The sequence below is a fragment of the Psychrobacter sp. ENNN9_III genome (assembly GCF_001462175.1).
Classification (GTDB): Bacteria; Pseudomonadota; Gammaproteobacteria; order Pseudomonadales; family Moraxellaceae; genus Psychrobacter.
In genome coordinates, this window is record NZ_LNUO01000032.1 from 1 (window position 1) to 12,223 (window position 12,223).

Annotated in this window: 12 protein-coding genes; 4 read left to right on the plus strand and 8 right to left on the minus strand. The window is 43.3% G+C overall.

The features are described 5' to 3' along the window. Positions 1-52: 52 nt before the first annotated feature. Entirely contained in the window at positions 53-484 is a 432-nt protein-coding gene (gene uraH, locus PENNN9_RS02575; protein ID WP_197409064.1) for a hydroxyisourate hydrolase, read from the plus strand. Positions 485-555: 71 nt separating this feature from the next. Here uraH and PENNN9_RS02580 read toward each other — a convergent pair whose 3' ends face one another. Beyond that, the gene (locus PENNN9_RS02580) at positions 556-1,554 is read right to left on the minus strand and encodes a rhodanese-related sulfurtransferase (protein WP_075103472.1); all 999 of its coding nucleotides are present in this window, start codon (positions 1,552-1,554) and stop codon (positions 556-558) included. Between the two features lie 319 nt (positions 1,555-1,873). Between PENNN9_RS02580 and PENNN9_RS02585 the strand changes: the two genes are divergently transcribed. Continuing rightward, positions 1,874-2,494 carry a peroxidase-related enzyme gene (locus PENNN9_RS02585; RefSeq protein WP_058368194.1) on the plus strand — a complete coding sequence of 207 codons (621 nt, stop codon included), beginning with the start codon at positions 1,874-1,876 and terminating at the stop codon, positions 2,492-2,494. 103 nt (positions 2,495-2,597) lie between these two features. On the opposite strand, the gene PENNN9_RS02590 is transcribed toward PENNN9_RS02585, so the two are convergent. The 3 genes from PENNN9_RS02590 to metX form a co-directional block, all read right to left on the minus strand. Further along, a complete protein-coding gene (locus PENNN9_RS02590) occupies positions 2,598-3,179 on the minus strand; it encodes a tetratricopeptide repeat protein (RefSeq protein WP_058368195.1) in 582 nt (193 codons plus the stop codon). Between the two features lie 386 nt (positions 3,180-3,565). Beyond that, positions 3,566-4,183, minus strand: coding sequence for a methionine biosynthesis protein MetW (gene metW / locus PENNN9_RS02595; RefSeq protein WP_058368196.1), 618 nt, complete (start codon positions 4,181-4,183; stop codon positions 3,566-3,568). After that, positions 4,180-5,514: a homoserine O-acetyltransferase MetX gene (gene metX, locus PENNN9_RS02600; protein ID WP_058368203.1), complete on the minus strand. Its 1,335-nt coding sequence runs from the start codon at positions 5,512-5,514 to the stop codon at positions 4,180-4,182. The genes metW and metX overlap by 4 nt, the downstream gene beginning before the upstream one ends. 325 nt (positions 5,515-5,839) lie before the next feature. On the opposite strand from metX, the gene hemH reads away from it, so the two are divergent. Continuing rightward, positions 5,840-6,859 (plus strand): ferrochelatase, encoded by a 1,020-nt coding sequence (gene hemH, locus PENNN9_RS02605; protein ID WP_058368197.1) that lies wholly within the window; start codon positions 5,840-5,842, stop codon positions 6,857-6,859. 141 nt (positions 6,860-7,000) lie between these two features. Here hemH and PENNN9_RS02610 read toward each other — a convergent pair whose 3' ends face one another. After that, positions 7,001-7,354 (minus strand): hypothetical protein, encoded by a 354-nt coding sequence (locus PENNN9_RS02610; RefSeq protein ID WP_058368198.1) that lies wholly within the window; start codon positions 7,352-7,354, stop codon positions 7,001-7,003. Between the two features lie 212 nt (positions 7,355-7,566). Between PENNN9_RS02610 and PENNN9_RS02615 the strand changes: the two genes are divergently transcribed. Further along, positions 7,567-8,859 (plus strand): right-handed parallel beta-helix repeat-containing protein, encoded by a 1,293-nt coding sequence (locus PENNN9_RS02615; RefSeq protein ID WP_058368199.1) that lies wholly within the window; start codon positions 7,567-7,569, stop codon positions 8,857-8,859. A gap of 43 nt (positions 8,860-8,902) precedes the next feature. Here the strand turns inward: PENNN9_RS02615 and PENNN9_RS02620 are convergent, their stop codons facing one another. The 3 genes from PENNN9_RS02620 to polA all read right to left on the minus strand — a co-directional run. Then, positions 8,903-9,691, minus strand: a complete 789-nt coding sequence (locus PENNN9_RS02620; RefSeq protein ID WP_058368200.1) for an SDR family NAD(P)-dependent oxidoreductase — start codon at positions 9,689-9,691, stop codon at positions 8,903-8,905. A 217-nt stretch (positions 9,692-9,908) separates the two neighbouring features. Then, positions 9,909-10,442: a hypothetical protein gene (locus PENNN9_RS02625; RefSeq protein ID WP_058368201.1), complete on the minus strand. Its 534-nt coding sequence runs from the start codon at positions 10,440-10,442 to the stop codon at positions 9,909-9,911. A 177-nt stretch (positions 10,443-10,619) separates the two neighbouring features. Then, a partial coding sequence (gene polA / locus PENNN9_RS02630) for a DNA polymerase I (RefSeq protein ID WP_082637962.1) occupies positions 10,620-12,223 on the minus strand: 1,604 nt, incomplete at its 5' end.

Here is a 12,223-nt window from a genome sequence, read left to right on the forward strand (position 1 = left end):
AAAAGCTATATTTAATTAAAATTATAATTATTCTATAAATAAAGGAAATAATATGAAAATCAACATGATAAGAGCAGCGGCACTAGGTGGCATATTAGCCATGTCAGCAACGGCAAGTCACGCTGCAGCTGACCAAGATAGTTATCAGTTATCAAGCCATATCTTAGATATCAGCACTGGTAAGCCTGCGCCAAACGTCAACGTAAAGTTGATGATGCAACAGAAAGGCGGTAGTTGGGAGTTAGTCAATACGCAAAAAACCGACGATAATGGACGTATTAACAATTTTTTGCCTAACAAAGATAATGTAGAGCATGACGGTACTTATAAGTTAATTTTTGAGACGTCTCCATACTTTCGTAACCAAGGTTTGGAGTCATTTTATCCATATGTTGAAGTGAATTTTAACATTAAGGGCAATAATCATTACCATGTGCCAATTACGTTATCTGCATATGGTTATAGTACTTACCGTGGTAGCTAATAAAACTGACAATAAAAAAGAGAGGCCAATTGAGCCTCTCTTTTTTGATCTAAATCTAACCGATAACGAATCTAGTCCAATTTAGCTTTGTTCGCAGCGTCTGCCTGACGACGAGCCTCAGTTTTAGCCACTTTACGTTTTTCGATGATGTCCACCACCTCACTACCGATATGCGCTTCGCCGCGCATTGAAGCAAGCTGCACTTGGTGCTCACGCTCACGAAAACGTGCTCTTTGCTCGTCAGTTGCTTTATCTATGCAGTGCGGGCAGGACTCACCTTTTACATAGGCGATGCTTTGCATATCATCTTGAGTAATCGGCATACGGCAAGCAAAGCATTGCTCATATTCGCCTTTTTCTAGGTTATGATTGACTGAGACGCGATTATCAAACACAAAGCAATCTCCTTGCCACATAGAGTCGCTGGCAGGCACCTCTTCTAAATATTTTAGAATGCCACCTTCTAAATGATAGACTTCTTCAAAGCCTTGCTCGCGCATATAAGCGGTGGATTTTTCGCAGCGAATGCCGCCAGTACAGAACATCGCCACTTTTTTATGTTTGGTTGGGTCTAGCTCTTTTGCCACGTATTCTGGGAACTCACGGAAGGTTTCGGTATTCGGATTGACTGCATTTTGGAACGTACCGATTTTTACTTCATAGTCGTTACGGGTATCGATAAGGATAACATCGGGGTCCGAGATCAGCGCATTCCATTCACTTGGCTTCACGTAGCGACCAACTGATTGTAATGGGTCGATATTCTCAATGCCCATGGTAACGATTTCTTTTTTTAACTTCACCTTAGTACGGTAAAAAGGCTGCGCATCGGTATAAGACTCTTTAAAAGTAAAGCTGCCGATGGCATCGATACTACGCAAATAGTCTAGGACAGTATCGATACCTTGGCGGGTGCCAGAAATCGTACCGTTAATGCCCTCACTTGCGAGTAATAGTGTGCCTTTGACATCATGGTCGAGCATGGTATTTAGAATTGGCTCACGGTATTGCTCAAAGTCATTAAAGCGTGTGAACTTATAAAGAGCAGCTACGACGATATTGTTGGTTATGCTATCGTATTCAGTCGCTTTTTTGCTTTCAATGCTTACATTTTCTAAGGTGGTGTTCATACATATCTCCTGCTGGCTAGGTCGCAAACCTAGTGCATTGGGTTTGAGTTGTCTGGTAGATCTAACGAGTGAAGCTAATCACACTAACATGATTGTGGAATTGACTAGTGCGCGCGTAGTGTAGCAAATTCGGTGCGTATTTTGAACATTTTATAAAGGTAAACGATATGATTTAATCACCTTTTTAACTACTTATTACTCATCTATAGAGGTAGACTAATTAGATATAACGATCAATTAATGTCAATGGAGATGGCACATGAGTACTCTGTCTATTAATTCTGCTAACAAACCTTCCACGAGCGCGCCTATTAGTCGATACCCTGTACCATCTTTAGATAGCTTGCCTGATGATATTCTAAAACGTATTCTTGCGGTACAAGTAAAGGCCAAATTCATTCCTAATGTGTTTTTAGCGCTAGCGTACCGCCCAGCAGAATTCAGAGCTTTCTTTGCCTATTACGATGCGATTATGGAGCGAGAAGGTAGTACGCTAAGCCCAGCTGAAAAAGAGATGATCGTTGTTGCGACGAGTGCCGCCAATGGCTGCCAGTATTGTGTCATTGCCCATGGCGCGCTACTGCGTGTGTTTTCTAAAGAACCACTACTGGCAGATCAAATAGCAATCAATTACTTGCACGCGCCCATTAGTCTGCGACAGAAAGAGATGCTAGCATTTTCGATAAAACTCTGTCGTACACCGGAGCTTATCCAAGATTCGGATTATGCAGCACTCAAAGAGCATGGCTATGATGACGAGGATATTTTAGATATCACAGGTATTACCGCGTTTTTTGGCTTATCGAATAGAATGGCAATTGTAATGAACATGCAGTCAAATACAGAGTTCTATACAATGGCACGCGAGCCGAGGGAGTAGCAGCTATCTAGTTGACTTAATCATTTATCGTTATGCAGAATACAAACACAAAAAATCCAGCTCAAAGGCTGGATTTTTTATTATTAGCTTATTTGTCTAAAGCTTATTTACTTTGGAACCAACGATCCGCTTGGTTACGAGCGCTCGCGATATCTGAGCTTGATAAGTTCAATGCTAGCTGACCGATTTTACTACGCGCTTTATTACGTACTTTTTCATCTAGCATGCCATCACGAGCAGCCAAGTCATACCATTTATACGCATCAACCAGATTTTTTTGCTTCTCATCTAGCAATGCAAGCGTATAGCTGGCACGATTATCACCACGCATCGCCGCTTTTTCTAACCAAACGCGAGCTTGTTGTAGGTTAGGCTTCACGCCTTCACCGCGCAAATACATAATAGCCAAGTTCAACTGAGCAGGGGCAACACCTTGCTGAGCCGCTTTAGTGTACCACTGGATAGCTTGCTGGGTATTTTGAGCAACACCTTCTCCTTTTTGCAAGCGCTTAGCTAGGTAAAACTGAGCATGATCGTTACCTTGGGCTGCGCGATTAGATAGCTCGCTAACAGGCATTAGCTCAAAACGCGACGTATCAAGTGGCACGTTTGAGATTAACTCCGCGTTAGCCAGTCCAGCACAAGAGAATAAAGCAGTAAACAAGGCGGCTTTTAATAATTTCATAGCAGCTCCAAAATTAGGCAGTTGATAAGCAATGGATAAAGTTTGCCACCAAAATTTATATCATTAGGCGACACTATCGCAGACATTACACTTTGCAGTATGAACTTACCTAGTTATTAGCAACATCATATTAACTATGACTAAATAGCAAACCTATGAACATAAGTCTTTTCGTTTACGCTAACTCAACAGATAAGTAATTGTAATGGGGGCGTCATCGACACTATTTTGCTAGCTTACCACCCAAAGTTACGAAACTCAAATACTAATTACTCGTTTTAACGTCGTTTTAAACCTCATAGTATGTAACAAAATCATACAGTTATTAAGCCGTAATAATGAATATACAAAACGCAATACTTAGTCAACTACCCAATACAATGAATTTAAATAGATTTTTGTTTGGTTACTCGGTAGATGGCAACGTCTGCTAGTAAGTTAGGTGCTTGTCTTATTAAAGTTGACAGTAAAGGAGAGGGGCCTTTATCAGAGTCACTGACAGCAAAACGGCTAAGAATATGAATATCGTGTTTGGCACACAACTGCTCAAAATCTTTGAACGTGCATAGATGAATGTTTGGTGTATCGTACCATTCGTAAGGTAGGGCTTCTGACACTGGCATCAGACCTTTAAACCCTAGATGAATACGGTTTTGCCAATGGGCAAAATTAGGAAAGGTGATGATGGCTTCGCGCGCAACACGCAGCATATCTAGTAGCAGTACATCAGGGGCTTTGACCGCTTGAAGGGCGCGCGCCATAACGACGGTGTCAAAGCTGTTGTCAGCGAAACGTGCCAGTCCATCGTTGAGGTCTTGCTCGACGATAGATAAGCCCTTGCCGATGGCTTCGTTGATTTTGTCTTCATCAATCTCAAGCCCATAGCCAGTAACGCTACGTTCTTTTTGTAAATGTGCAAGCAGATCGCCATTACCACAGCCCAAATCTAATACGTGTGAGTGTGGCGCGATCCAGCGTTCGGCCAGCTGATGATCCATTCTCATGAGCGCTCTTCCTTAGTCATCGAGTTGCTCGTCATAAAGGGTGCGGTTAAAAAACCTTTGACCGCGCCCATGTAACGTGGGATATCAAATAAAAACGAATCATGACCGTGTGGCGCATCAACGTCGATATAACTGACTGGTTTGCCAGTGGCCATGAGTGCATTCACAATTTCTTGCGAGCGCTCGGGAGCAAAGCGCCAATCGGTAGTAAATGATACGACTAAGTACTGACACTTGGTATGGGCAAATGCTGCTTTGAGCGCGGTCAGTTCTTGATAATTGTCATTCTCGCTATCATCTTGAGACACAAGATTGTCTTCAATTGTGCTTTTAGGAGTGTTGATTGATGCAGCAATCGAATCTTCAAACTGCACTGATGCGGCCGAAACTAGCGATTGTGTTGATGGATAGTCGCGCGTTGGATCAAAATAATCTAAGGCTTTGGTCATAAGCAAGTAAGTATTGGCATCGAAGTTTTTGCTAAAGCGTTCACCTTGATAACGCAGGTAGCTCTCGACTTGAAACTCAACATCATAGCCGTACATAAATTTGCCTGATTTTAGATCTCGGCCAAACTTGGCTTTCATTGCATCTTCAGTCAGATAGGTAATATGACCCACCATTCGCGCAAGGATAAGCCCGCGACGAGGATAGGTGCCAGCTTGTATATAGCGGCCATCATTAAAATCAGGGTCAGAGAGGATGGACTGACGAGCGACTTCATTAAAGGCGATATTTTGCGCAGATAGCTTTGGTGTACTGGCAATAACGACGCAGCGCTTTAGCCTATCTGGATAATCAACTGACCATTGTAGCGCCTGCATCCCGCCCATAGAGCCGCCGACGATGGCATGCCAAACAGCGATGCCCAAGCGATCTGAAAGCATAGCTTGAGTTTTGACCCAGTCTTTGATGGTGATGAGTGGAAAGTCAGGGCCATAGACTTGAGGCTCGCTATCACCAGTTTGGTCTATGGTGTCAGGGTTGATGGTCGTTGGACCTGTCGAGCCAAAGCAGCTACCGATATTATTGACACACACCACAAAAAACTGATTGGTATCGATGGCTTTGTTGGGTCCAATCATATTGTCCCACCAGCCCGCTTTTTTGTCATCATGACTATAATACCCTGCTGCATGATGACTGCCAGACAAAGCATGGCAAATCAAAATGGCGTTTGATTTGTCTTGGTTAAGCGTGCCATAGGTCTCTACCATTAAGTCAAAAGACGGCAAAGTGCGATTGCATTCTAGAGTCAGCGGCTCGGCAAAATGGATTTTTTCGGGCGTGACGATTCCTACTGAGCCAGCCTTATTGGCTGATCCGGTCAAGTTGGATGTATCTTTTGGGAGTTGGTCACTGGTATTATCAGGGCGTGCGTTCAAAGCTACCTCGCAAGACAACGATCATCAATAAAAAAAAGACAAGATAAAAACTATTTTCTATACTGTTTTTAAAATGCGCTTGCCTATTGTATGGCGATGGGCGTAGGAGTACAACCTCCATACGCTGTCTTTATTTGATACGCGTAGAAAATTGTATAAAGACCGCCTTTACCATGCGCTCTTTGACGATAAAATGCTACACTAATCAGCTATTAAATGAACATTGTCTTAACAGTCCTCTCTTATCACTTATGAATAACACACGACTTCTATGAAACCTAAACTGCCACCCCGTATCGCCGTCTTATTGGTCAACCTTGGGACACCTGATGAGCCGACAGCGCCTGCCGTCCGTCGTTATCTGAAACAGTTTTTATCAGACCCACGCGTGATTGAAATCCCTCAGTTTCTGTGGGCCATCATTCTAAACTTGTTTGTACTGCCAAGCCGGCCTAAACGGGTAGCAAAGGCTTATGCGAGTATTTGGGAAGGCGACTCGCCAATTCGTAAGATATTAAACAGTCAAGTTGAGCAGTTAGCACCGCGTTTGGCCGACAGTGTTGCCCCGTTTCGCGTGTCGGTACACGCGGCGATGAGTTATGGCAATCCTGGCTTGCCCGATGTGATGGACAATTTGCGCAGCGAGGGCGTGGATCACTTCGTCATCCTACCATTATTCCCGCAGTACTCTGCAACCTCAGGTGGTGCTGTCTATGACGCGCTGACCAAGTGGACGCTGACGCAGCGCAATTTGCCCAACTATACTATCGTAAAGGATTACTTTGCCCATCCGCTATACATCCAAGCACTAGCGGACTCGATTCGCCGCTTTCAGGCGGAGCATGGCAAGCCTGAAAAGCTGATGTTTAGCTTTCATGGTATTCCGCAGCCTTATGCTGATAAAGGCGATCCGTATCCGAGCCGCTGCAAGTGTACCGCCGCCCAAGTGGCACACGCGCTTGGTCTGAGAGATGATGAATGGATTATCAGCTTCCAGTCGCGTTTTGGTAAACAAGAATGGGTTAAGCCGTATACCGATGTGGTACTAGAGGAGTGGGGTCAGTCTGGTGTGCGTTCGGTGCAGGTTATCAGTCCTGCATTTTCTGCCGATTGTCTTGAGACGCTAGAAGAGCTGGCGATCGAAAATCGTGATAACTTTTTGAACGCTGGCGGGCAAGAGTATCATTATATACCTGCTCTAAATCTTGATGAGGCTCACATTGACTTACTCGAAGCGCTTAGCAAACCTTTGGTTAAGGGCTGGGTGGGGACGCTTGATGGGTGGGCGTAGTTAAGCCTTTTGATCTTAATCTTAATGAATGGGCGTAGTTAAGCCTTTTGATCTTAAATCTTAATGAATGATAAAAAACACCGGACATGATGTTCGGTGTTTTTTATTCATAGTACTATACATACTTTATAGTCAAAAAACTTACTTAAAATTATCGTCGTTACTACGTTCAGCAGCTTCGGTATCAGCGATATCGACGATGTCTGGATAGTCGTTATCATCCAAATTGTCTTCGACCAATACTTCATCGACTCGTGCTTCATCGACATTTTGGCGATGCATCGGCGTTAGGCCTTGCGTGGCCTCGCTACCGACTTGTGAGTTATCAAAACCAGCACTATTGTCAATCACATCGTCATTATCAATTGTATGCAGCATAGGATTGTCTAAATCAACCAATTGATTGTCTTGGTCATCTAAACTACTATCATTGTTACGAGTATTACCTTCAATGTGATCCATCTCTTCTGGTAATGGGGTCTTTGAATGGTCCATGAATAATTCCTCATTATAGTTATTAAGTGTAAGGGGTAGCACTACAATAAAGCGCTATTGATAAGGCATATATTTAATTGCTATGTATATTAGTTTGGACACTTAACATCATTTTCACTAGTACTTAGGTGTCACAAGATGTTCAAAAAATGTAAGACAACTAGCAGAATAAGGGGTTTTAGTGTAAGCAACTAGCAGAATAAGGGGTTTTAGTGTCAGCAGCTCATAAATTATTAATTAAAGTATCTTTGATAAGCATAGTGACAGCATTGACGGCGTGCGAGCGTTTACCCTTTATAAGTAGCAGTCATGACAGCTTTGATGAGTTGCCACTAAAAAGACCACCAATTATCGATGCCAAACTACCAAACACTGCGGCCGTGATAGACTGTGCGCAGCTGACACCCAAGCAGACCGTGCCGATAAAAGGTCATAACACCCTTAGTAAAAACTGTGACTTAACAGGTCAGTCGATACGCTTTGAGCTAAGCGATTCTCATAGCTCACTTGACTGTCAAGGGGCGCAGCTTAGCACCAGTGCTGATGATTCATCAAAGGCCAGCGCTATTATGATCAGACCGAAGACAGATGCTGCTATTGAAGATATTACCGTTGCCAATTGTCATGTCGAAGGCTACGGTCATGCGCTGCATATTCGCCAATATAGCAATCCCAATCAGCGCTATACGCGCGGCTTTATCGACCCTGCTGCCAACCGCGCACTGGCACCAAGAGATATTCGCGTCATCAATGTCAGCAGTCAAGGCAGTATCAACAGCGGCATGTTCGTCGGCGATCACGTGCACGGTGTCACTTTTGAGCAACTATATGTTCAAAACGCTGGTACTGTTGGGTTATATCTGGAGTTTGGTAGCCGCGATAACGTGATTAAAAACTCTGTGTTTGTCGGTAATGGTTTTCGTACCTTTAAGCCCAATCGAGAAGCCATTGCGGTTGACTCATCAAGCAACAATCGCATCGAGAACAATCAGTTTATTCACAATGGTGCAGGTAGTATCTTGCTCTATCGCAATTGCTTTGAGCATGCTGATGACCTGTCGCGCAGCAATCACTTTAAGCGTACTGAGTCAAGCCGTGACAATATCATTCGTGGCAATGTCTTTCAAGATGAGCCAGTGGGCGTATGGGTGGCATCAAGGCAGTCACGCAATCTAAAAGGGTTTGAATGTGGCGCGTATTTGGTCAAGCAAACACCCTTTGCCAGCTACCATCTAGACAGTGCCAAAGACAATCAGATCATTGATAATCAATTTGCCCAAGTTGAGCAAGGTATAATCGTAGAAGATGATGGCACACTGATTAGGGGTAATACATTCGCCGCTGACGTTCATCTGCCTATTAAGGTCGGTTCAAAAGTTCGCGAAGACACTGCCGTAGGGGCAATCAAAAACACGCTCATTAAAAACAATACGTTCACTGATAAAACCATAAAGCAAGCGATTGATATTCGAGCAGCCAGCAAAACGGCCACTCAGATCGAGTAGCCGTTAAGATAATACTACGAGCTGTTGCCAAATGGACTATGCTCTATTTGGCACCCACTTTGGTATTTACCCAGCGTATGATTGGATTAGGCGTAACTTGTGAGAGTGTCTGAAAGACTTTAGCTGGCAAACCAACAGCATAATGCGTACCTTTTATTTTACGATTAGGGCTGGTGGTCAATTTGCACAACGTTTTTGCCACGTCATTGACGTTTAGATTGATGCCCAAGCGATCAATGCTTGTCACCTCAATATCTTTTGTCATATCAGACTTAACCCAAAGCGGCATGACGTCTATGACTTTGATACCGAGCTTTTGATATTCAATATTAAGGCCTTCGGTGAGACCACGGACAAAAAATTTACTGGCTGCATAATTGGCAACTTCAGGCTGACCATAAATAGCAGACGCTGAAGACACATTAACGATTTTACCATTTTTGCTATCAGCCAAATAAGGCGCAAGCTTATGACAGCCGATGAGTACGCCTTTACAATTGACATCGATTAAAGACAACTGCTGCTGCAAATCAGTCGCGGGCAAAGCACCACTGAACAGCACACCTGCGTTGTTGATTAACGCATCGATACTGCCAAAATTATCAATCATTTGACTGATAGCGTCTTCCCATGAGTCAGGCTGGGTTACGTCAAGCTGACCAGTTATGATGCGTTTTTGTTTGATCGCTTTTTTAAAAGCTTTATCTTTAGTTGCGTCTTCAAGCGTATCAGTATTGGTTGCAAATAGGCCAACACTATGACCCTTTGCCGCCAGCTTTTTGGCAGTGGCCAAACCAATACCACGCGATGCACCAGTAATTAATATATTCATAATGAGTGACTTAATAATAAGCATAATGAGTAAAGCGAGGTACAACGCTGAGTAACGATGTTTAGCAACACCCTTAGTATAGGTATCAATAAAGTCGACACCGTTAAAAACATCGCATTTGTCCCTCGAACTTATATTGAGTATAGCAAATTAAACAGAAAAGATAATTATTAAGATACATACACCAGCCAACCCTATAACTGTCAATCTTCCGCTCTTATGTAGTCTCGCGCTGTGCATCAAAATTTGGTTTTGCTGACAGGTTTTCAAAAGCCGCCAACTTAAATTTCCACAGATAAAGCAAAGCAATACCATAAATAGCAGTTTCTGCTAGCTCTTCAATGGTGCCGCCAGCATCATAAGAGAACACAATCGCATTCTCACCCATATACTGTATTATCGCCAGTATGACTACGATGACATATAATGATACATCGACATCTTTTAAGACGGCTTTGAGATAGCGCCAAGAATAGATGAGTAATCCAACGATGAGAAGGTAGATCACGGTCAGGACGCTGTCTTCCCACCAGTCATAAGAATGTCCAAGTAGCGAGAAGTCGCTTGAAATAAGCATTTCTGGTAAGTAATTCAACTCGCGACGAATCACTGCAAAAAATACGAGCGCTGATGCGAGCCAAAAATAACGGCTTTGCTTGCTCTGACTTTGTACTACGTACTGGGCACAGCGTAGCAAGCACATAATAATAAGTATAAGACCGGGGACTTCAATGATGCCATCTGTAGCCAAAATAGTGGGCTCCTAATTTTTGAAACAAAAAAAGTGAACCCAAAGGCTCACTTTTAAAGTGTAAATAATCTGATAAAGCAAAAATATTTGACGTAATATTATTATAACGCTAATTCTACTATCACGTCATCAATCAATTTTACTAATTAGTCATGACTCATTGTCAAAATTGATAGATTAATGCGCTTCATCCCAATTGCTACCACTATCAGTCTCAACTAATAACGGTACCGCAAAGTCTATATTCCAACCTTTTTCAACAGCAGTGATCGTTAAAACATCTTGCATGGCATCAGTAATAAGTTGGCTAATCTCTTCTACCTTATTACTATCCACTTCAAAAACCAATTCATCATGGACTTGTAGCAGCATTTTCGCTTGCTCTTTGGGCAGTACCTTATCGACGGCGATCATGGCAAGTTTAATCAAATCAGCAGCGGAGCCTTGGAGTGGGGCATTGATAGCGGCACGTTCAGCCCCTTGTTTGACCATACGATTGCTGTGGTTAATATCTGGTGTATAAAGCTTGCGGTTCAATATCGTCTCGACATAGCCACGCTCATAGGCGCTGGCACGAGTATCAACCATATATTGTTTGACGCCCGGATAACGCTTAAAGTACATATCAATATAGTCTTGCGCTTCACCGCGACTCATTTGTAGTTGCTTGGCAAGTCCAAACGCACTCATACCATAAAGTAGACCAAAGTTAATGGCTTTTGCATTACGGCGCTCGGTCGAGCTGACATCAGCGACTTGCTTTCCTAGCACTTCAGCTGCGGTGGCCGCATGAATATCGAGCCCTTCGTTGAAGGCATGCGTCAGGTTTTTGTCGCCAGAAAAATGTGCCATAAGGCGTAGCTCGATTTGTGAGTAATCCGCTGCCAAGATGACACGACCTTCTGGCGCGATAAACGCTTGGCGAATCAGACGTCCAGTAGCCGTACGAATTGGAATATTTTGTAAGTTGGGAACAGTCGATGATAAGCGTCCAGTACTGGTCAATGCCTGATGGTAGCTGGTATGGACGCGATCAGTTTCAGAGTCTGCAACGGTATCAAGCGCATCAGTATAAGTACTTTTGAGCTTGGATAAGCCGCGATATTCCAGTACGATTTCTACTAATGGGTGATCGATTTTCGACAATATGGCTTCACCAGTAGAGTATTGGCCTGACTTGGTTTTTTTGCCACCAGGGACGCCAAGCTTATCAAATAACATCTCGCCAAGCTGCTTTGGTGAGCCAAGATTGAACGTCTCTCCAGCCACTTCATAAGCACGTTTTTCGAGCGCAATGATTTCTTCATCAAAACGTTTTGATAACTCATTTAAAAAGGAGCGCTTGATTAAAATGCCATCCGCTTCCATTTGGCACAGTATTTCGGCTGTTGGTATCTCAAGCTGGTGGAGCAATTTAGCATTGTTTTCGTCTTCATTAAGCTTTTGGCTAAAGACATCAAATAGCTGATAAGTGATATCGGCATCTTCGCAAGCGTAGTCGCTAGCAATATCGATGGCCACTTGATCAAAAGTGACTTGTTTAGCACCTTTACCAGCGACATCTTCATAGCTGATCGTTTGCGTTTGCAGATAGTGACGTGCAAGATCGTCCATACCATGGCGAGTAATAGCCGCGTTGATAACGTAGCTTGCCAGCATGGTATCCATGGCCCAGTTATTAGGACTGGCATGAATAGCACCGACCAAATCAATATCATAATGACTGAGAATATGTGCGTCGTATTTTAGATGTTGACCGATTTTTCCAATTTTTGGGTTTT

Bases quoted from the DNA above. Each gene is read 5' to 3' on its own strand.
- uraH (WP_197409064.1), top strand. From the start codon at position 53: ATGAAAATCAACATGATAAGAGCAGCGGCACTAGGTGGCATATTAGCC.
- PENNN9_RS02585 (WP_058368194.1), top strand. From the start codon at position 1,874: ATGAGTACTCTGTCTATTAATTCTGCTAACAAACCTTCCACGAGCGCG.
- PENNN9_RS02590 (WP_058368195.1), bottom strand. From the start codon at position 3,179: ATGAAATTATTAAAAGCCGCCTTGTTTACTGCTTTATTCTCTTGTGCT.
- metW (WP_058368196.1), bottom strand. From the start codon at position 4,183: ATGAGAATGGATCATCAGCTGGCCGAACGCTGGATCGCGCCACACTCA.
- hemH (WP_058368197.1), top strand. From the start codon at position 5,840: ATGAAACCTAAACTGCCACCCCGTATCGCCGTCTTATTGGTCAACCTT.
- PENNN9_RS02610 (WP_058368198.1), bottom strand. From the start codon at position 7,354: ATGGACCATTCAAAGACCCCATTACCAGAAGAGATGGATCACATTGAA.
- PENNN9_RS02620 (WP_058368200.1), bottom strand. From the start codon at position 9,691: ATGAATATATTAATTACTGGTGCATCGCGTGGTATTGGTTTGGCCACT.